The sequence below is a fragment of the Pseudoalteromonas sp. S1609 genome (assembly GCF_005887255.1).
GTDB lineage: Bacteria > Pseudomonadota > Gammaproteobacteria > Enterobacterales > Alteromonadaceae > Pseudoalteromonas.
Genome location: NZ_PNDJ01000022.1, coordinates 22,303 through 43,881, shown reverse-complemented (window position 1 = coordinate 43,881; position 21,579 = coordinate 22,303). Strand labels below are relative to the sequence as shown.

18 protein-coding genes are annotated in these 21,579 nt (G+C 39.3%); 11 read left to right on the top strand and 7 right to left on the bottom strand.

The annotated features are described in order from the left end of the window. Positions 1-32: 32 nt before the first annotated feature. From CWB76_RS07315 to CWB76_RS07300, 4 genes are all read left to right on the top strand, one after another. Positions 33-1,886: a M28 family metallopeptidase gene (locus tag CWB76_RS07315; RefSeq protein ID WP_138606524.1), complete on the top strand. Its 1,854-nt coding sequence runs from the start codon at positions 33-35 to the stop codon at positions 1,884-1,886. A 96-nt stretch (positions 1,887-1,982) separates the two neighbouring features. Continuing rightward, on the top strand, positions 1,983-3,899 hold the full coding sequence (yoaA, locus tag CWB76_RS07310; protein WP_138606522.1) for a DNA repair helicase YoaA: 1,917 nt from the start codon (positions 1,983-1,985) through the stop codon (positions 3,897-3,899). Between the two features lie 8 nt (positions 3,900-3,907). Beyond that, complete coding sequence (gene tsaB / locus CWB76_RS07305) at positions 3,908-4,609, top strand: tRNA (adenosine(37)-N6)-threonylcarbamoyltransferase complex dimerization subunit type 1 TsaB (RefSeq protein WP_138606520.1); 702 nt, start codon at positions 3,908-3,910, stop codon at positions 4,607-4,609. Between the two features lie 73 nt (positions 4,610-4,682). Then, positions 4,683-5,012, top strand: coding sequence for a hypothetical protein (locus CWB76_RS07300; RefSeq protein ID WP_138606518.1), 330 nt, complete (start codon positions 4,683-4,685; stop codon positions 5,010-5,012). Positions 5,013-5,126: 114 nt separating this feature from the next. Here the strand turns inward: CWB76_RS07300 and CWB76_RS07295 are convergent, their stop codons facing one another. Beyond that, positions 5,127-6,416: an alkaline phosphatase gene (locus tag CWB76_RS07295; RefSeq protein WP_138606516.1), complete on the bottom strand. Its 1,290-nt coding sequence runs from the start codon at positions 6,414-6,416 to the stop codon at positions 5,127-5,129. A 186-nt stretch (positions 6,417-6,602) separates the two neighbouring features. On the opposite strand from CWB76_RS07295, the gene CWB76_RS07290 reads away from it, so the two are divergent. The 3 genes from CWB76_RS07290 to rnd all read left to right on the top strand — a co-directional run bounded on the left by CWB76_RS07290 (position 6,603) and on the right by rnd (position 10,402). Continuing rightward, positions 6,603-7,454, top strand: a complete 852-nt coding sequence (locus CWB76_RS07290; protein ID WP_138606514.1) for an alpha/beta fold hydrolase — start codon at positions 6,603-6,605, stop codon at positions 7,452-7,454. Positions 7,455-7,568: 114 nt separating this feature from the next. Further along, positions 7,569-9,221, top strand: coding sequence for a long-chain-fatty-acid--CoA ligase FadD (fadD, locus tag CWB76_RS07285; RefSeq protein ID WP_138606512.1), 1,653 nt, complete (start codon positions 7,569-7,571; stop codon positions 9,219-9,221). 50 nt (positions 9,222-9,271) lie between these two features. Continuing rightward, positions 9,272-10,402 (top strand): ribonuclease D, encoded by a 1,131-nt coding sequence (rnd, locus tag CWB76_RS07280; RefSeq protein WP_138606510.1) that lies wholly within the window; start codon positions 9,272-9,274, stop codon positions 10,400-10,402. 54 nt (positions 10,403-10,456) lie between these two features. Here rnd and minE read toward each other — a convergent pair whose 3' ends face one another. From minE to minC, 3 genes are read right to left on the bottom strand one after another with little or no spacing between them, the layout of a single operon-like run. Further along, positions 10,457-10,720 (bottom strand): cell division topological specificity factor MinE, encoded by a 264-nt coding sequence (gene minE, locus CWB76_RS07275; protein ID WP_008111532.1) that lies wholly within the window; start codon positions 10,718-10,720, stop codon positions 10,457-10,459. Between the two features lies 1 nt (position 10,721). Then, positions 10,722-11,531 (bottom strand): septum site-determining protein MinD, encoded by an 810-nt coding sequence (minD, locus tag CWB76_RS07270; protein WP_138606508.1) that lies wholly within the window; start codon positions 11,529-11,531, stop codon positions 10,722-10,724. Between the two features lie 5 nt (positions 11,532-11,536). Further along, positions 11,537-12,241, bottom strand: a complete 705-nt coding sequence (gene minC / locus CWB76_RS07265) for a septum site-determining protein MinC (RefSeq protein WP_138606506.1) — start codon at positions 12,239-12,241, stop codon at positions 11,537-11,539. A gap of 156 nt (positions 12,242-12,397) precedes the next feature. Between minC and CWB76_RS07260 the strand changes: the two genes are divergently transcribed. Together CWB76_RS07260 and CWB76_RS07255 are read left to right on the top strand one after the other, a co-directional pair. Continuing rightward, positions 12,398-12,679, top strand: coding sequence for a YcgL domain-containing protein (locus CWB76_RS07260; RefSeq protein ID WP_138606504.1), 282 nt, complete (start codon positions 12,398-12,400; stop codon positions 12,677-12,679). Then, positions 12,672-13,688, top strand: a complete 1,017-nt coding sequence (locus CWB76_RS07255) for a lytic murein transglycosylase (protein ID WP_138606502.1) — start codon at positions 12,672-12,674, stop codon at positions 13,686-13,688. Before CWB76_RS07260 ends, CWB76_RS07255 begins: the two co-directional genes overlap by 8 nt. 57 nt (positions 13,689-13,745) lie before the next feature. Here CWB76_RS07255 and CWB76_RS07250 read toward each other — a convergent pair whose 3' ends face one another. Continuing rightward, a complete protein-coding gene (locus CWB76_RS07250; RefSeq protein ID WP_010388849.1) occupies positions 13,746-14,294 on the bottom strand; it encodes a GbsR/MarR family transcriptional regulator in 549 nt (182 codons plus the stop codon). A 216-nt stretch (positions 14,295-14,510) separates the two neighbouring features. Here CWB76_RS07250 and adhP point away from each other — a divergent pair, with 216 nt between their 5' ends. Further along, the gene (gene adhP / locus CWB76_RS07245) at positions 14,511-15,521 is read left to right on the top strand and encodes an alcohol dehydrogenase AdhP (protein WP_138561502.1); all 1,011 of its coding nucleotides are present in this window, start codon (positions 14,511-14,513) and stop codon (positions 15,519-15,521) included. A 70-nt stretch (positions 15,522-15,591) separates the two neighbouring features. On the opposite strand, the gene CWB76_RS07240 is transcribed toward adhP, so the two are convergent. Together CWB76_RS07240 and CWB76_RS07235 are read right to left on the bottom strand one after the other, a co-directional pair. After that, positions 15,592-18,012 (bottom strand): TonB-dependent receptor, encoded by a 2,421-nt coding sequence (locus CWB76_RS07240; protein WP_138606500.1) that lies wholly within the window; start codon positions 18,010-18,012, stop codon positions 15,592-15,594. Positions 18,013-18,301: 289 nt separating this feature from the next. After that, on the bottom strand, positions 18,302-19,573 hold the full coding sequence (locus tag CWB76_RS07235; protein WP_138606498.1) for a Xaa-Pro dipeptidase: 1,272 nt from the start codon (positions 19,571-19,573) through the stop codon (positions 18,302-18,304). A 153-nt stretch (positions 19,574-19,726) separates the two neighbouring features. Here CWB76_RS07235 and CWB76_RS07230 point away from each other — a divergent pair, with 153 nt between their 5' ends. Next, on the top strand, positions 19,727-21,541 hold the full coding sequence (locus CWB76_RS07230) for a DUF885 domain-containing protein (protein ID WP_138606496.1): 1,815 nt from the start codon (positions 19,727-19,729) through the stop codon (positions 21,539-21,541). The last annotated feature ends 38 nt before the right edge of the window (positions 21,542-21,579 follow it).

The following is a 21,579-nucleotide window of genomic DNA, read 5'->3' as shown; positions in this document are numbered from 1 at the left end:
TGAATATAGCTTGATTTAAAAGGAATCAATTTATGAAACGTTTATTAAATATTGCGTTAGTTAGCGCTAGCGCCTTAATTGTTCAACCACTGTATGCACAAGACAACGAAAATATATGGGTGACAATAGATCCTATTGCAGCAAAGCATTATCAGCAGACTAAAAAAACAGTAAGTAAATCACATCAATCATTAACTATTCATGCAACTGAGCTAGATACCGTTAATTTTTTAAAGGTTAAGACCTCGGATGTAGCACAGCTGAGTGAGTTTATGCATGATAATTACCATCGGTGTGGCGGTTTTGTAGCGCATGAATCACTAGATGAAGCAAAACAATATACTGAACAGTTGGCAGCTGTGCAAAACCAAAACACCTTAGCTTTTGATTATAATATTGATAATGCGCAAACAACACAGCAACTAATTAATCGTATTAGCCCTAATAATTTAACAAATACTGTTAATTCAATGAGTAGCTTTTACAATCGCTACTATACAACTCAAACTGGGATAGATGCATCTCAATGGTTAAAAGATTATTGGCAACAGTTAGCGGCAAGTCGTAGCGATATCAGCGTTGAATATTTTACTCATAGTTGGGCGCAGTCGTCGATTATAGTCACAATACCTGGGGAAGAAAAAGCTGATGAAATTGTTATCATAGGTGGACATTTAGATTCAATTAACCAATCAAACCCTACAAATGGACGTTCTCCTGGTGCCGATGATAATGCATCAGGTATCGCTGTATTATCAGAAGTACTAAGAGCAATTGTTGATAATGACTACAAGCCGCAAAGAACAATTCAAATAATGGGCTTTGCAGCTGAAGAAGTTGGCTTGAGGGGGTCAAAAGCGATTGCCTCAGCATACAAATCACAAGGAAAAAATGTTGTTGGTATGGTGCAGTTTGATATGACTGGTAATAACGGTAGCAATGAAGATATTGTGATGATGACAGATTACACAACAAATGCTCAAAACCAGTTTCTAGGTCAGCTAATCGATACTTATTTGCCTTCTGTTAGTTACGGTTTTGACCAATGTGGATATGGATGTTCTGATCACGCATCTTGGTATCAACAAGGGTTTACAGCATCTATGCCATTTGAGTCGAAAATGGCTGATATAAATCGATTAATTCACACCATTAATGACACTAATTTTGACGCTGATCATGCTAGTAAGTTTGCAAAATTAGCTGTTAGTTACATATCGGAAATGGCAAAAAATGCAGGCGATGTGATCCCTCCAATTGGCGACGAATTACAAAACGGTGTTACGGTTGCTGGTATAACAGAAAATGCAAAAGCGGAACGTGTATTCACATTAAACGTACCTGATAACGCGACTAACTTAAACTTCATTACATCCGGTGGTTCTGGTGATGCCGATTTATACGTAAAATTTAATTCAGCACCTACCTTAACAAGCTTTGATTGCAAAAGTACAACCTCTTCAAGTAATGAGAGTTGTGAAATAGGTAATGCCCAAGCGGGCGTTTATTATGTCATGGTTCAAGCATGGAATGCGATTACGAATGTTTCTTTAACCGGTAGCTATAACGAAGGTAACACAGCCGAACCTATCAATCGTGTAGAAAATAATATTTCGGTAGCAGCAAACAATTGGAGCCGATACACACAAAATCTTGATGCTGGCTATTCGGCATTTACAGTTAACATTAGCGGCGGCAATGGAGATGCTGATTTATATGTAAATTTTGCAAGCCCATCTACAGAATCTGTTTATCAATGTAGGCCTTTTAAAAATGGTAATTTAGAAACTTGTAATATTGATAACCCACAAGCAGGCACTTGGTTTATAGATTTAAAGGGCTATAGTTCTGCAAGCGGAGTTACCTTATCTATTACGGCACAATAATAATTAATAGGGGGACAATGCCCCCCTTATTATATAACTTAATTACTTGCCCTTGATGTTTCGCTTACGTAGAATCCCGCTATTATTTTTTACAAAGTGATTGGTATTATCAAACAGCTGTTTAGTGCGACCGGGCCTTTGGCTTTATCAATAGATGGATATACACCACGCCAGCCTCAAATCGATATGGCGGTGGCTGTTGATGATGCATTAAAAACCCGAGCTCAACTTGTTGTTGAGGCAGGTACTGGCACAGGTAAAACCTTTGCCTATTTAGCTCCCGCTCTTAAATCTAAAGGTAAAACCATCATCTCAACGGGTTCTAAAGCACTGCAAGAGCAGCTTTATCATCGTGATTTACCGGTATTAGTAAAAGCCTTAGGTGCTGCTAAGAAAACGGCCTTGTTAAAAGGGCGTGCCAATTATTTGTGTACGTATCGACTAACTCAGCATGTGGCACACGTACCAACAGACGACCCTGATGTTATGCATCAGCTTGCTATGGTTGCAAAGTTTGCCAGTGAGACCCACAGCGGTGATCTTGCCGATTGCATTGGTATTGAAGAAGACGCCAAAGTGCTACCTTATGTAAGCTCAACCGCTGATAATTGCTTAGGCAAAGAGTGCCCTGACTTTCAAGAATGCTATATTCGCAAAGCGCGTTTAAAAGCGGCTGATGCCGATGTTGTAGTAATAAATCACCATTTGTTTTTTGCCGATATGGCGGTAAAGGAATCAGGTTTTGCAGAGCTTATGCCTAATGCGGATGCCTACATATTTGATGAAGCTCACCAATTAAGCGAAATTGCCAGCGACTATTTTGGCGAAACAATGAGCACCAAAAAGCTGGTGGATTTAATTAACGATTTGCGCGCTATTTATCGCGCTGAAATCCCCGATATGCTGCAATTAGGTAAAAGTTTAAATAAACTCGAAACCAGTGTCGCTGATTTAAGGTTGCAGTTTGGGGTAGATGGTAGCCGTGGCGATTGGCGCGAAAAGCTCAGTAATAAGCTTATTTGCTCGGCATTACATCGCGTTATTAGTGATTTAGAATTTGTGTATCAGGTTTTAAAGTTATGCTTAGAGCGCAGCGATAAAATAGAACATCCGTTTGAACGAGTTTTGGCTTTTAAAGGCCAGTTAGAACGTGTATTTGATACAGCCCAAACTGGGTTTAGTTACTGGTACGAAACCACTAGGCGCTATTTAACAATAAATATAACGCCATTAAACGTATCGGCAAAATTTGCATTGATGATGAAAGAATCTGGTGCGGGGTTTGTATTTACCTCCGCCACGTTATCGGTCGACAATGAACTGAGCCACTTTAATGCAAGCCTTGGCTTAAAGCCAAAGCAAAGTATGATGGTGGATAGTCCGTTTGATTATGCCAATCAGGCGTTGCTGTGCTTACCCCGTTATTTACCACAATCTCATGAAGATAATATGCCTCATGCTATTGTAAAACTGACTTTAGAGCTCATAAAGTCGGCTAAGGGGCGTTGTTTTGTGTTATTTACTAGTTATCGTATGATGCATTTAGTGGCTGAGGGTTTAACGACGCAAATGGACTACCCAGTTTATATGCAAGGGCAAATGTCTAAACGAATTATACTAGAAAAATTTACTCGCCATGGTAATGCAGTATTGCTGGGCACCGCGTCATTTTGGGAAGGGGTTGATGTACGAGGCAGCACCTTAAGCTGTGTTATTATAGACAAGCTGCCATTTGCTGCCCCTGATGACCCTTTACTGCAAGCCAAAATGCAGGATTGCCAAATGCAAGGTAAAGACCCGTTTGCACATATTCAATTACCCCAAGCGGTGATTGCATTAAAGCAGGGGGTAGGTCGCTTAATAAGAGACAACAAAGATAAAGGCGTGTTAGTGATTTGCGATAATCGCTTAGTTACACGCCAATATGGACAAGTATTTTTAAAGAGTTTACCGCCAATGCGCCGTACACGAAGCTTAGAAGATGCCAATACATTTTTAAAACATATTAATTGAGTACAAAAATGATCAAAAGTAATATTCTCGCCCTAGATGCTTCTACAGAAGCATTATCAATTGTTTTGCATTATCAGGGTAAAACGTTTCATCATTTTGAAGAGTGCCCGCAGCAGCATAGCCAAAAAATTCTGCCACTTATTGATGAGCTGCTAGGAAAAGCCGGTTGTAAACTAAAAGATTTAGACGTAATAGGATTTGGCCAAGGCCCAGGTAGTTTTACTGGCGTGCGCATAAGCGTAGCCATTGCACAAGGTCTTGCGTATTCAACTAATTTACCATTAGTCGGGGTATCTACTTTAGCAGTCATGGCACAGCAGGCATTAGAACAGTTTGGTGCTAACGATGTTTATTCTAGTATTGATGCGCGTATGGGAGAAATATATTTTGCTCAGTACCAAGCAAAAGATGGATTGATGACACTTAAAGGCGAAGAGCGAGTATTCAAACCTGAATTGTTAGATGCAACCTTGATAGATATAAACATTGATGCTGCAGGCGTAGGGACGGGGTTTAAAAGTTATCCTGATTCATTAACGGCATTTAATAATGTAACCATACAGTCAGAAATAAGCTTACCGGATGCACACTATATGTTGGCACTAGTAGAGGCGCAGTACCTTGCAGGTAAGGGTGTACAAGCCAGTGATGCACAACCAAAGTATGTGCGTGACACGGTAACATGGAAAAAATTACCGGGCCGAGAATAAGATAAACCCGGTTGTTTGCAAATTAAGCGATTTTAAATCATAATTTAGGTATGTTGTTGGTTGGAGAAGCGCTGTGTCGCTACCTATAAGTTCTGGTTTTTTCACAGGTGATATACCTGGTAATGTGCGTTCTACTTCGGTAGTTCCGGTGCAGCCTGAACGAGTACTAGAGCAAGCCAAACCACAAAAAACTAATACCGATTATGTCAAAAGCAGCCCTGAAGGGCTTGAACTTGCAAAAGAGTTTACAAAAGCGAACAGCAAAGACAACCAATACAGCCAAACTATTTACGATCAACCCTCAGCCCAAGTAAGTAAAGCGATTTCGACTTATACTGAGTTTGCTAATTTAGAGCGAAGAGCTGAAGTTCAAAATTTAATTGGTGTTGATATATACGCTTAGCTAATACCAATCCTCAAAATAGATCACTTAAATAAGAGAATTGGTATAAAATGAAAATAAGCAAATAAAAAGCCCGAATGAATCATTCGGGCTTTTTTAATTTCATTACTGAGATTATTGTTCTATGTAACCAATCAATTTTTTAGCTATATCGGTATTATTTTGAGAGCCAACAAAGTCATCGCTATTTTTGCCATAAGCAAATACTTGTACATCAGACGCTGTGTGACCGCCCGTTGTCCAACCTGTAAAGCTTAAATCATTAATGATGCTTTTAACGGCTAAGTTTAGGGTTTTCTCACCCATAGCTTTGGCTTGTTTAAGCTTAATTTCGTTTTCAGCTGTAAACTCAATGCTCGTATTTTCCTGCCATACCTTTTTAAGGTTATCTGACTCCATTAACAAATTGGTCAATGTACCCGCAGTGGCTTTAACACCTTTGATGACATCTGTTTCCCATTTATATTGGCCATGTGCACCAATAGTTAAACCACCTGTTGAGTGGTCTGCCGTGATCACCAAAATAGTGTCTGGGTTCTTATCTACATAGGCTTTAGCCGTTTCGATTGATTTAGCAAAATCATCCATTTCAGCCATTGCACAGGCAATATCATTTGCGTGACCACACCAGTCAATTTGGCTGCCTTCAATCATCACAAAAAAGCCTTTATCATTTTGCCCATCAAGCAAATCAAACGCTTTAGAAGTTAACTGCTTTAATCTTGTTGGGTTTTCATCAAGAGCAAACGGTAAGCCTTTAGGTGCATATAAACCTATAGCAGGCACTTGAGTGATTTGACCAAGGTTCTGAATATCATCGCCATATTGATAACCAGCTTGTTTAAATTCGTCTACTAAGTTTCTGTCATCACGAATAAAGTACTCAGTACCACCGCCTAACATTAAATCTACCGGTAATTTACCTGCAATTTTATTGTCAATGTAGTCATTGGCAATATCATCGTAGTTTCTTCTTGATTCATTATGTGCGGCAAAACTTGCTGGTGTTGCATGGTTTATTTGTGAGGTAGCTACTAACGCTGTTGTCATTCCTTGCTCTTTTGCAATTTCTAGCATGGTTTTAACAGGCTTTTTAGCTGTATCGACGGCAATAGCGCCATTATAACTTTTATGGCCGCTGCTAAGTGCAGTTGCACCTGCTGCGCTGTCTGTAACATAGGTATGGTCATCTGGATACGTGTGCGCCATGCCTTTTAATATGGTATCAAAAACGGTGGTTTCTATTTCTTTTGTTGTTGGGTCATCTTTGTAGTATCGATAAGCGGTTGTGAAAGCGGGACCCATGCCATCACCAATCATATAAATAACATTTTTAGGCGCTGTTTGAGCAAATGCTCCTGTTGTTGTACATAAAAGCGCTAATAAGCCGAACTGTTTTTTCATTGTGTGTACCCTTTAAGTGTACTTATTTTAATAGCGACTATTATTGTATACTGATGACGAGATAAATAAATGAATATGTTATGAAATCTCGCAATTTAAGTGTGTACTCTTCTAGCTCGGTTCTATTATTTGTGTATTAACTCTTGTATGTTATTGCTATAACCAAATAAAAAGTAGAGGTTTGCATTGCAACCATTTTCTGTCAAAGCTAACGACTTAGATATACATGGCCTTAAATTTGGAGACGGTGAAGAGGTTGTTATTGCGCTTCACGGTTGGTTAGATAACAGTGCTAGCTTTGTACCTATGCTAACTGACGTACCGTCAAATCAAACATGGTATTGTATTGATTTTGCAGGGCATGGACTATCATCTTGGCGAAGCCCTCAGGCACATTACTACTTTATTGATTATGTGGATGATGTTTATGCATTAATCACAGCGCTTAAATTAAAAAAGGTACACTTGGTCGGGCATTCGATGGGGGCGATGGTCGCGGGTTTATTTGCGAGTTGTTTTAACGAGTATGTTAAATCCGTTTCTTTTATTGAAGGAATAGGCTGCGTTACCACACAAGCAAATGAAGTCGCTTCACAGCTAAGAAATGCCATACTTAACCGGGCACGGTTAACGATTAAAAAATCAAGGATATACACTTCAAAAGAGCAAATTTATCAAGCGCGTGCAAAAACAACTGATTTAAATGATAAATTAATCGCTTTGCTGATGGACAGAAATATAAAACAAATGCACAGTGGGTTTGAGTTAACGACTGATCCTAAGCTTAAAAATCACTCAGGTTTTCGATTTGATGAAGCGCAATGTATTGGTGCAATAAAAGAATTAATTGCACCATGTCAATTAATATTAGGTGATAAAGGTTATCCATTTGTAAAACAAAACTTAGATAAGTATAGTAATTATTACAATAACTTGAGAGTATTAGAAGTGCCTGGTGGACATCATTGCCATATGCAAAGTAGTGGGCTATGTTTTGAACACATTCACGCATTTATGCTGCAAAGTAGTGCATGTTAATTGTATATTACCGATAAATGTGGGATTATCTCTAGATTAGAGTATTTGCTCAATTGTGAAAGTGCCTTACTTAGATTAAGGTTAATAAAAATATAATTATAACAGGGGCTAAGAGTGGAAAAAATCTGGCTTAAGCGCTACCCAGAAGGTATGCCTGAAACAATCGATCCTGAGCACTACAACTCGTTACTCGAAGTGTTTGAAAAAAGTTTTAATGAATACAAAGATTTACCTGCATTTACTAATATGGGTAAAACATTGTCTTACAACGAAATAGATGCTGCAACAAAACGCGTTGCCGCCTATATCCAAAACGATTTAGGATTAAAAAAAGGCGATAAAGTCGCTGTGATGATGCCTAACTTGTTGCAAACCCCTATTGCTATTTTAGGTATTTTGCGTGCAGGATGTGTTGTAGTTAATGTTAACCCGCTTTACACCGTACGAGAGTTAGAGCATCAGTTAAAAGATTCTGAAACATCAGCCATTTTTATACTTGCTAACTTTGCTGTCACTCTTGAAAAAGCGCTGCCCAACACCGACGTGAAACATATTGTGGTTACCCAAGTCGGTGACATGATGGGTGGTCTTAAAAAGCATTTAGTTAATTTTGTCGTTAAGCATTTCAAAAAAATGGTGCCAAGCTACACATTACCTAACACGATTAACTTTTGTGATTTGTTAAAAGCAGATCCAACTGGTTACAAACGTCCAGATGTAAACCTTAGTGACTTAGCATTCTTGCAGTACACCGGTGGAACTACCGGTGTATCAAAAGGCGCTATGTTAAGTCATGGCAATATGGTAGGTAATCTTGAGCAAGTATCTGGTTGTTTAGACAAAGTGCTTGACCGTGGTAGTGAAGTAGTTATTACTGCGCTTCCGCTTTATCATATATTTGCATTAACAGCGAACTGTTTAGCATTTATGAAATACGGTGGCTTAAATGTTTTAATTACTAATCCACGTGATATGCCAGGATTTGTAAAAGAGCTTAGTCAGCATAAATTTACAGCTATTACAGGTGTAAATACTCTGTTTAATGGCTTATTAAATACTCCAGGTTTCTCTGAACTTGATTTTAGTAACCTTAAAATGTCACTGGGTGGCGGTATGGCCGTTCAACGTCCAGTTGCCGAAAAATGGCAGAAGGTCACTAACAGCAAATTAATGGAAGGCTATGGTCTGACAGAGTGTTCGCCATTAGTTACAATTAGCCCATATGATTTAGAGTCTTATAATGGCTCTATTGGCTTACCAGCGCCAAGTACCGATATCAAGCTAATGCTTGATAGCGGTGAAGAAGCGGCTAAAGGTGAACCGGGCGAGTTATGGGTTAAAGGCCCACAAGTAATGCTTGGTTATTATAACCGTCCTGACGCAACCTCTGAATGTTTAAAAGATGGCTGGTTTGCTACCGGTGATATTGCGACATACGATGATGAAGGCTTCTTCTATATTGTTGACCGTAAAAAAGACATGATCATTGTGTCAGGCTTTAATGTATTCCCAAATGAGATTGAAGAAGTGGTTGCGATGCACGAAGGTGTATTAGAAGTTGCCGCAATTGGTATTCCTCATGACATTAGTGGTGAACAAGTTAAAGTTTTTGTTGTGAAAAAAGACCCTTCTTTAACTGAAAAAGATATAATAAAACATTGTCGTGATAATTTAACTAATTATAAGGTTCCTAAACTCGTTGAGTTTAAGGATGAGTTACCCAAAACTAACGTGGGTAAAATTCTCAGAAGAGCCTTAAAAGATTAGCAACTATAAAAAAGCCGACATTAGTCGGCTTTTTTATTGTAGGAGACTCAGTGCACTACCAATTGATCCAAACCCAAAATGAGCTAAATACGTTTGTAGAACAAATAAAAAACAAACCCATTCTTGCTATTGATACCGAGTTTATGCGCCGCCGTACTTTGTATCCCGAAGTTGCACTAATTCAAGTTTATGATGGCGAGCATTTAGCACTCATCGACCCGCTTGCAGAGCTTTCCTTGTTTGATTTTTGGCAGATACTTAAAGATCCAAACGTGTTAAAAGTACTTCATTCTCCTTCAGAAGATATTGAAGTTTTTCAAAAATACGCAGGTTTCGTTCCTTATCCATTGTTTGATACTCAGTTTGCACTTCAGCTATTAGGGGAGGGTAACTGTATGGGGTTTGCCTTAATGGTAAAAACCTTGTTGAATATTGAAATTGATAAAAGTGAATCGCGTACCAATTGGTTACAACGTCCTCTCACTCAAAAACAACTTGAATACGCTGCGGCCGATACGTTTCACTTACTGCCTTGTTTTGAGTTAATTATAGACAGCATTAAAGCGGCCGATTTATTTGATATTGTTATTAACGAAAGTGAATTAGTGGCAAACAAGCGTGCTTTTCAAACACCAGATGAACTGCTTTATAAAGAGATTAAAAATGCATGGCAGCTTAAGCCGCATGAATTAGCTGTACTTAAAGAATTAGCCGTGTGGCGAAGAGATAAAGCAATTCGTAAAAATCTTGCGCTTAATTTTGTTCTTAAAGAGCACAACATGACTGAAATCGCTAAACGAGGCCCATCGAGCTTAAATGCGCTTAGACAAATTCCGGGTGTTGAACCTATTGAAGTGAATCGTTCAGGGGTTGAAATTTTGAAGTGTATTGAGCAAGCTAAAGCTATCCCACCTGAACAGCACCCAAAAGTACTAAAGCGTTTAATTGATTTTCCTACATACAAAAAAGTAGCGAAAGAGATCAAACAAAACATTACTAAGGTTGCAAAAGAGCACAACATACCAGAAGACGTTATGGCCTCTAAAAAGCAAGTGAATCAACTTATAAGTTGGAACTGGAAGCTAACAGATGAACAAAAATCACAGCAGATAAAACCAGATCTACTCAATTCTTGGCGCTATGAATATCTTAAAGATGCACTCAAAGAGTGGGATAATTAAAGTTTACAAGACGAGCTAAAACAGATGAAAAAGGGCGCTTAGCGCCCTTTTTCATTATTTCTTTTCTTCGTCAGGTAGTGTGACATTGAGCTCGAGTACGGCTAAATCATCTTCATTTTGATCAAACTGAACTTGAACTGCATCGGCGCCTACATTCACGTACTTGCGAATGACATCTAATATATCTTGCTTTAACTGCGGCAAGTAATCAGGTGTACCACGCTGAGAACGTTCGTGCGCGACTATGATCTGCAATCGCTCTTTTGCTAATGACGCACTGTTTTTCTTTTCTGAGCGGAAGTAGTCAAGTAAAGACACATTAACCTCCAAATATCCGTTTGAATAAACCCTTTTTCTCTACATCTAAAAATCTAAATTCAACCGTCTCGCCTAATAAACGACTGATCGCATCAGCATAGGCTTGACCTGCGTCTGATTCGCCATCAAGAATAACGGGTTGTCCTGAGTTAGATGCACTAAGTACTGCTTGAGATTCAGGAATGACACCTAGTAAGTCGATAGCTAGAATGTCCTGGATATCTTCAACAGATAGCATTTCACCTTTTGATACACGATCTGGATTATAGCGTGTTATTAGCAAATGCTCTTTAATGTTTTCCAAACCTTCTTCAGCACGTTTAGATTTACTGTGTAAAATTCCTAGTATACGATCTGAGTCTCTTACTGACGAAACTTCTGGGTTGGTAGTTACAATCGCTTCATCAGCGAAGTACATGGCCATCATAGCACCGGCTTCTATACCTGCCGGAGAATCACACACGATGTAGTCAAAGTCTTCTTTTAACTCATTGAGAACACGTTCAACGCCATCACGTGTGAGTGCATCTTTATCGCGTGTTTGCGATGCAGGAAGTAAGAATAACTTCTCTACACGCTTATCTTTTATAAGTGCTTGGTTAAGGTTGGCTTCACCATTGATTACATTGACAAAGTCATACACTACGCGACGTTCACAACCCATAATAAGGTCTAAATTCCGCAGGCCGATATCAAAATCAATGATAACAGTCTTATAGCCTTTCAATGCCAAGCCTGTACCAATTGCTGCGCTTGATGTTGTTTTACCAACACCCCCTTTACCCGAGGTAACGACAATTATTTTTGCCATGAGATTTATCCTTTAACCAAAGCTGAAATTTCTAAAGATTCATTTTTTTGTTGTATTTGAACTGCGTTACCCCAGTGTTCACCTTGCAGTGAGTCACTGATCCAGTAATTACCATTGATTGAAACGAGTTCTGCTTCTAATTTATTACAAAAAATGTATGCGTTTTCTAGCCCTTTCGCACCGGCGATTGCACGGCCGCGTAGGGTTCCATATATATGTACATTGCCATCTGCAATTACTTCTGCACCATGGCTTACTGCGCCTAATACCACTAAGTCACGGTCTTTGGCGTAAACCTGTTGCCCTGAGCGAACTGCACCATTAATAATTTGTGCTGGTAAATACACGGTTTTTTCAACCACTGACGTATTAGGCTCTACTCTTGGAGGTTCACTCTTAACGTCTTGTGAATAGTTTAAAACAGATAAGCCAGCAGCTTTCGCTTGTTTGTGCTGCTCATCAGAACCATTACATACACCCACCGCATTAAAGCTCATACGTTCAATAAGTGATTTTAAGTGAACAAAATCAATAGGATTATTTTTTACTTCAATTAAATTCACGACAATGGGGGCACCCTCAAAGAATTTTGGGGCTTGGGCTATTTTTATATACAGTTGTTCTGCTAAAAGGGGGATATCAGTACTATAAAGATGTAAAACTGATAACGTAAAAAGGTTGCCTTTTAGCTCAAAAATTTGGTCCGACATAGATGCTCAACTGGATTGTCTTGTTAGTGTGAAATTTTTATATAAACCTAGGCTGAACAAGGCGTTTATTGTAGTTTTCACTCTAATTTTTATAACTTATTATTATTGCCATGTTATAGTGTGTAGCACTGTTAAGCAAGATTTTATAGGGCCATAATGCTAACTGCGGTATATAAAAGTAAGAAAAAAGCAGATACTTTCTTATTTATTGAAAAAAGAGACGATTTTAGTAAAGTTCCGGAACCTTTAATGACCATGTTTGGTCAACCTCAGTACGTGATGATCATTAACTTAGCTAAGCGAACTCAACTAGGCGTAGCGGATTTAGACACTTTAAAACAGTCGCTCAGCGACCAAGGCTATTATTTACAAATTCCGCCACCAGAAGAAAACTTGCTGAGTGAATTAAGAAAACAAAACGGAGTAGATAGTGATTAAAAAATTAGCAGTTGTATTGTGTGGTATCTGTTTAAGCTCATCGGTGATGGCAAAAACCCAAGCTGAGTTTCAACAATACCTTACTAATTTAAAGCAAGAGGCAATAGCGAAAGGTTACGATACTCAGTTAATTGAGCAAGCATTTGCCACTGCTTCTTACAAAGAAAAAGTGATTTCAGCAGATAAAAATCAGCCTGAAGTAAAAGAAACACTGGAAACATATTTACCAAAACGAGTGCCTCAATGGAAAATTGATCGCGCGCGTAAGTTGTACAAAGAAAACCAAGACGTTTTAGAGAAGGTCGCAAAAGACTTTGGCGTCCAAGCACGCTTTATTGTAGCTATTTGGGGCTTAGAGAGTAATTTTGGTGCCATTCAAGGTGGCCACAACGTGATTTCATCGTTGGTAACACTGGCTTTTGATGGGCGCCGTGAAGCATTATACAAGCGCCAATTATGGGCAGCACTGGACATATTAAAGTCGGGTCATATTACGCTTGATAAATTTAAAGGCTCATGGGCAGGTGCAATGGGGCAAACTCAATTTATGCCAACCTCATTTAATGCCTATGCTGTAGATTACAACAACGATGGCCGTAAAGATATTTGGACAACCAAAGAAGATGCGTTTGCCTCTATTGCTAATTACTTAAAGCAAGAGGGTTGGAATGACAACTTAACCTGGGGTCGCCAGGTTCAATTACCAGCTAATTTTGATCAGCAGTATATTTTAAAACGCGGCACTAAAACTCGTAAGCAATGGCTTGAATATTGGAACGATTCAGAGCGCTCACTCGCTGATTGGCAAGCGTTAGGGGTTCGTCGAGCTGACGGCAGCGATTTACCAAATGTTGCTGTAGATGCTGCACTAGTAATGCCTGATGATGTAAATGGGCGGATGTATTTAGCATACGATAACTACAAGGTATTTATGCACTGGAATCGGTCATATTATTTTGCAACCAGCGTGGGTTATTTGTCAGATAGAATTGCTTATCCAAAAATTTAAATAAAGCAAATAACTAAAAAGCCGCAAATTGCGGCTTTTTTGTGAGTGACCTATCGACTAAATTTCTTTTTTAAATATTTTATCTTTTAGGTCAATGACTTTGCCAATCCCTGAACCTAGTTTCATTAGCTTATTAAGCTGCTCAGGGGTTAAACGTTGTAATTCTGACGACCATTTAGTTACTGTTTCAAGTAAGTTATGGATTTCGCCCATTTGTTTTTGAGCGTAGATTTCATCGTCGTTACTTGCTTCGTCTAGTAAGTTATCCCGGAGTAAGCTCAGTGTCGGCTCAACTTCACGTTTTTTGCGCTCTTCGAATACGCGATTTGCCATATCCCAAATATCGCCTGCAGGGGCATAGTACTCTTTTCTATCTCCTGGGATATGCATTACTTTGATCAGCTGCCAAGATTGTAATTCTTTGATCCCCATACTCACGTTACCGCGAGAGATACTTAGCGCATCAGCGATTTGATTTGCCGTCATTGGATCTTTAGTAATAATCAATAAACCGCACATTTGTCCAATGGTGCGATTAAATCCCCAGCGGCTGCCCATCTCACCACAATGCATTACAAAGGCAAAGTTTTTTTCTGATAATGTCATTGTTACAAGTTTCAAAAATAAATGAAATCTATGCTAGCACGCTGGTTAGGTATGGCAAGACTTAAGCTGGGATAAAAAGCCACGTTTTACGACTAATGATTGATATAGATTAATATCTAAGCATTTATAGTGAGGTATGTTGCGGATATGCAACATGACATTGTTATTTAACGACCTTGTTGAATAACAAAATTTTTTATAAACGATGGAATGACTATGAAAGCAGCAATAAATACAGAATATAAAGGCAAGTTAGCGATCACCGATTTGCCTATCCCAGAAGTAGGTCCTAACGATGTCCTAGTAAAAATAGCCGCTTGTGGTGTGTGCCACACTGATTTACACGCATGTCATGGCGATTGGCCGGTAAAACCGAAAATGCCATTAGTACCTGGGCACGAAGGTGTTGGTGTAATAGAAAAACTAGGAAGTAATATTAAGCACTTAGAAGTGGGCGATAGAGTAGGCGTACCATGGTTATACAGCGCATGTGGCCATTGTGAGTTTTGTTTAGATGGACGCGAAACCTTGTGTTTATCGCAACATAATACGGGTTACTCTATTGACGGTGGGTATGCAGAATACTGTTTAGCTCATGGTGACTACATCATCAAAATACCGAAAGGTTTAGGTTTTGCTGAAGCTGCCCCGTTATTTTGTGCGGGCGTAACAACGTATAAAGCTTTAAAAGTATCTGGCGCTAAACCAGGTCAATGGGTTGCTATTGTCGGTGTGGGTGGTTTAGGGCACTTAGCAGTGCAATATGCAAAAGCAATGGGCTTTAATGTTATTGCTGTAGATACTGGTAAAGAGAAAATGGCGCTAGCTAAAGAGTTGGGTGCTGATATTACGCTTGATTTTAAAGAGGTGGTGCCCAGTGAGGCCATTTTTGAGCAAGTAGGTGGCGCGCATGCTGTTGTTTGTACGGCAGTATCAAAACCAGGGTTTGAACAAGCATATAAAAGTGTTCGCCGAGGGGGAAAATGTGTATTGGTTGGTTTACCGCCTGAAGATATGCCATTGCCAATTTTTGACACCGTATTAAATGGTGTTTCAGTGGTTGGCTCTATTGTAGGTACGCGCAAAGACCTGCAAGAATGTCTTGAATTTGCTGCGCAAGGCAAAGTAAAAGCTATCATTGAAGAGAAAAAACTTGAAGATATTAATGAAATTTTTGATGACATGCTTAAAGGCGAAATAAACGGCCGCATAGTTGTTACGATTTAATATTAAGTTTTTACATGAAAAAAGCACGGTATTTCAATTGAAACTCCGTGCTTTTAAAATTATTAAACTATTAAAGTGTGTAACTAAAGCTTAGCTTTGCATTACGTTCTTCACCTGGCATTCCGCCTAAAAACATGGCTTTAGAATAATAGTTTTTATTAAACAGGTTATTAATGTTTAACTGCATCTGCCAGTTATCAGCTTTATAGCTAACTGCAGCATCATATACGGTATAAGCGGGTACGTAACCATTATCAATACCGAATGAACTTGAGTTAGTACTGCGTTTATCAACGAATGTTAAGCCTGCGCTTAGATCAACTGCGTGTGGTAATTCAAACAGCGCTGCTGAGTAAGTAACCCATGAACTAGCTGTTACATAAGGCACCCCTTTTTGGCGGGTATCAAAGCTTGAGCTGTTTGGATTAGTTTTATCGCGGGCGTCTTGATAAACACCGTTAATATTAACTTTCCATTGATCGTTCAAATACGCATTTAAATCAATCTCTACACCTTTTGTCTGTTCTTCACCATCAAAGAAGCTCTCTACTACATTAGGTGCTGACACGCCGGCTTCATAAAGTGGATTGGCGTATTCTAAATTAGTGCGCGCACTTTCAAATACTACAATCGAAGCTAGTAATTGATCATCAAATGCTTTAAAACGAAAGCCTAAATCGTTACTCACTGATTCTGAATCGTCTCTATCGGCTTCATTACCAGCAACAGAGCCAAGAACACTGTAAGCTGTGCGTCCTTTCGAGTGATTTAAAAACAAAGCCATATCAGCGTTTACTTGATAAGTAGCACCTAAGTTATACGTTAAACCACTGTCTGATGTGTTTGCTTCAGGCGTTGGATTTGCGCGGCTTTGGCTATAACGTGGGTCTACCCCAAAATGCTCATAACTTTGTTTTATGCGATTATGAGCAACACCAATACGAGTAGTGATCTTGTCGTTAATATAAGCAACATGCTGCAGGCCTACGCCCCATGCTTGTACTTTTTTATTGTAATCACTGGTTTTAAGCGGATCATAGTCAGCAAATTCACCTGTAGGCCAATTTGGTTGACGTATATCAAAAATATATGGCAGTGCGCCTTGGTAAATCACTTCACCGTCATTGTTTTTAATGACCTTATCAGCATCATAAATAGAGTACTGTTTAAAACGAATATCACGGTCTTCATAGTTGGCATTAACTAGTAGTTCGTTTTCTATATTACCAAGCATAAAGTCATAACGTAAATCTAAGAAGTATTGCCAAGATTTTTCATCCGCTTCTACTTGGCGATATTCTTGGCGTCTTGCAGCAAAAGGATGTAATACATTATCTACAACTAACGGTGCGCGTGGATCTTGGTTAATTATACCGCGTCGGTTCCAATAAACATAATTATAAGCACCTGTTTGACGAGCAAAACTTGAGGTGTAATTGCGATACTGTAGCTGTTGATTTAAAAATAAATCATCACTAATGTAATAATTGTGCGCTAATTTAAAACGCAGCTCTTCACCTTCGTTATCCTTTGCCATCGGTGATATTATGCCATTAGTGCCAAAGTTAAAGGGTGTTAAACCATCATTGCTTGCCAAAGAGTTAGCTAATTCATTTCGTTGTGCTTCACTCAATTGTAACCCACTTGCTGTAGGGTCATTAACTAAATCGGCGCCTGATACTTCTCCAGCAGTTAAACCGTTAACCGATTCACTGTTAAAAATACGAATAGGGTGGCCAATAGAATCCACTGCAATAGCGTCTTTAATATATGCCCCAGACAATACAAAAGATTGTTGGTCATTAAGCACATATTTTAAAGACGAGTAAATTTCATCGCGCTGCTCTTTTAAATCACGAAAGCCATCGCTAGAGGCGGTTTTTGCCATTACCCGATAAGCTAAATCGTCGGTTATTGCATTGGTGCTATCGAGTGCAAGCGAATAACTATCCCACTGACCGATATCCATTTCTAGCGTATGTTGCTCGTTAAACTGTGGTTTTTTCTCAATGAGGTTGATCACACCACCGGCACTACCCATACCATACAGGCCAGTAGCGGGACCCTTTAACACTTCAATCGATTCAACATTGGTTAAAGACCGAGTAGGGTTAAATGTATTGCCCAAGCCTGCGCCGCCATACATGCCATCATAAGTGTAATTAGCACCCAAACCACGAATAACTAAATTGTCACCAATGCCATAGTTATTACCCGCTTGAGTTAGGCCACTCACATTGCGGATCACGTCCTGAAGACTATCAATACCTTGTGATTCAATCAGTGCTTTATCAACAATAACCACGGGTGCTGGGGTTTCCATTAGTGACATGTCTGATTTAGTCGCTAAACCAGAATTCATCACTACTCGGTTTTGTTGCTCGTAAACGCTAATTCGTTCAATATCTGAATTAACTTGTGACTCGTTAGCCATTGCTAAATTTGCGTTTAAACACGCTAGGGTGAGGAGAGAGTATTGAAACCTTTTCATAAACTGATAACCATTCGCATTTGTTAATTTGCGCGAATGATAATGGTTATCATTTTAAATTTAAATAAAAAGTTCAATTTTTTTTACTTCAATAGGTACGTTTGCTTGATTGTTATTCAATGTGATTTAAAAGTAATCATATTTGAAAATTTCAAAGGGGGATTGCAGTAGTTAGTTGGTTTAGCAGAAAGATTTTTTAATAAAATTTTGATGGCTAAACGAGCAGCTTAGCTACATTTGCAAAAATTTTAAGGTTGAGCGGTGCTCAACCTTATAGAAACGTTTGGGCTTACTGTTTGTAAACCACACCCGCCTTCATAACAAACGGGATCTGCTCTAGTGTAGAAATGTTTTTTAATGGATTAGTATCTACCGCTATGATATCAGCTGCAAAACCAGTTTTAATTTGCCCTAGTTGTTTATCAGCTTTTAATAATTTAGCACTATTAATGGTCGCGGCTTGAATTGCTTGTAATTCACTCATGCCAAATTCAACCATACGGGAAAACTGTTTAGCATTATCACCATGCGGGTAAATAGCTGCGTCGGTACCAAACACCATGTTTACCCCCGCTTTAACAGCGCGTTTAAAACTATCACGTTGTTTTTTTGATACCAGACGTTCCTTATTTAGGTTTTCTTCATCAACACCATTTTGCTCACCAAAGCTCAGCGTATACTCTGTATTATAAATATCCATCGATAACCAAGTACCATGCTCTTTTGCAAGCGCAATCGCTTCATCATCTAAAAAGCTAGCGTGCTCAACACTATCTACACCGGCTCTAATCGCCGTTTTAATACCGTTAGTGCCGTGTGCGTGAGCGGCAACAGGTAATTCACGCATGTGCGCTTCATCGACAATGGCTTTCATCTCTTCAAAGGCGTATTGCTGTATGCCGACTTTTGTTCCTTTAGAAAATACCCCACCTGTGGCGCATAGTTTGATTGCATTAGCGCCATATTTTATATTTTCACGCACTTTAATACGTACTGCCCATGGGCCATCAGCAACGCCGGTGGCAGTATATTTCATCTCTGGAGGTAAGCGATTATTATCGCAGTGCCCACCAGTAATGCTCAAAGAAGGCCCTGCAGCCCAAATGCGTGGGCCGATAATATCACCGGCATTAACACCGTCTCGCACCGCAATAACACTGTAGCCTTGTGCACCTAAGTTACGTACTGTAGTAAATCCAGCTTCTAAGGTTTGCTTAGCAAAATAGCTGGCTTTAATGGCCATTCGCGGAACAGATTGCCCTAAACGTTCACTACGAGACACGGTTGGATCGCTAGTTAAATGTACGTGCATGTCCATTAACCCTGGCAACAGGGTGAGTGTGGGTAGGTTTATCAGTTCATCATTATTGGTAAGCTTGGGCTTTTTATTAAATTGGATTTGGCTAATAACACCGTTATCTATAGCAATCAGCGGATTAGCCTTAAGTTCGCCTGTTTCAACATCTAGTAAAGCTTTGGCCGATATATAGGTTGTGGCTAGTGTACTTGCACTGGTTAAGCTCATTAATGCGATTGATAGAGTCAATAAATGTTTTTTCATGTTTAAGTCATTATAATTATTTTCATTCACTTGAATGTAGCAACCATGCGCTATTGAGTAAATAATGTAGCGACGAATAGCATTGACCGTAATTGCTTTATTTAAGTTATTTAAAACCGCATAATTGGCGGGTAAAAACTAACAAGGGAATTTATGAAAGTTATTAAAATAGCTCTGGTTGCCAGTAGCGTTATGTTTGCCTTAAGTGGTTGTATGAGCACCAGCTCACAATTAAACACAAATCAGTCAGTTGCACCTGTAATAAGCGAGTTATCAGCCGAGCAGCAATTAGATGTGCTCGTTGCTCAGTACTACGATGAATCATTAGCTTTTAATCCATTAAGCGCTACTTATAATGGCCGCCATGAATTTGATGATCAATTCTTGCCTGCGATATCGCAGCTTAATCGCGATAAGAAAGCCGCTTTCTACAAAAAATATCAACAACGCTTATCCCTGATTGATGAATCACAACTGACCGGTCAAGCGCTACTGAATTTTGAAGTGTTATCCCGAGATTTAGCCCTCAAGCTTGAAGGTACGCATTATAAAAATTATTTGTTACCGATTAACCAAATGTCGGGTGCGCACAATACATTCGCCGGTTTTGGCTCAGGGCAAAGTGCTCAGCCTTTTAATACTGTTGCCGACTACGAAAATTTTATCAAGCGTGCAGATGGTTTCGTTAAATGGCTTGCAAGTGTTGAACAATCCATGGCGCAAGGCGTTAAAGAAAATGTGGTATTGCCTATGCCATTAGCAAAAAAATTACTCCCGCAATTTAATGCGCATGTTGTTACAAGCGCAGAAGATTCTCTCTTTTATTCGCCCATTAAAGCCATGCCCGACTCTTTTTCAGCTGATGAAAAGCAACAGTTAAGATCGCAGTATACAACTTTAATTTTAGATAAATTAGTGCCTGCATATCAGCGAATGAGCGACTTTTTAGCCAACAATTACATACCTCATGCTCGCGATTCTGTTGGTTATGCTGATTTACCCAACGGTAAAGCGTGGTACGAATACCAAATAAAGAAAAACACTACATTAAGTTTATCAGCGGATGAAATTCATGAAATTGGCTTAAGTGAAGTGGCTCGAATTTTAAGTGAAATGAAAACGGTGAAAAACACCGTCGGATTTGAAGGTGATTTATCGGCCTTTTTTAATCACTTACGTGACTCCGATGAGTTTTATTACAAAACGGCCGATGAGTTAATTGCTGCCTATGAAAAGATAAAATTAAAAATAGACGCTCGCTTACCAAAGTTATTTAATATTGAGCCTAAAGCACCTTATGTTGTCAAAGCGGTTGAAGCGTATCGAGCCCAATCAGCTGCGGGAGCGTCTTATGCAGGACCCGCTCCTGATGGTTCGCGCCCAGGCATATTTTACATCAATACATACAACTTAAAAGCGCAGCCTAAGTTTTTACTCGAAACACTGTCTATTCATGAAGCCGCTCCTGGTCATCACTTTCAAATAGCGCTGCAACAAGAGGTGCAAAGCTTGCCCGATTTTCGTAAATTTGGCGGCTATACCGTGTTTGCTGAAGGCTGGGCATTATATGCAGAAAGCTTAGGCAAAGAATTGGGGTTATTTACCGACCCGTATATGTGGTACGGGCGTCTTAGCGATGAGCAGCTAAGAGCGATGCGATTAGTGCTTGATACAGGATTTCATGCCAAAGGTTGGACACGTCAACAAGGCATTGATTACATGCTAGCAAATTCTTCAATGGCAAAAAGTGATGTTATTGCTGAAGTTGAGCGCTATATTGCATGGCCGGGCCAAGCACTATCGTACAAATTGGGTGAGTTTAAAATTAAAGAGCTCAGAAATTACGCCCACCAGCAATTAGGTGAGCAATTTGACATTAAAGCGTTTCATACGCAAATATTGATTGATGGTGCACTACCTATGCCTATTCTGGAGAAAAAAATTAAACGTTGGGTTAAATCTCAGTAGTAATAAAATCGCGCGAAGCCATGCAGATATTAGGGATT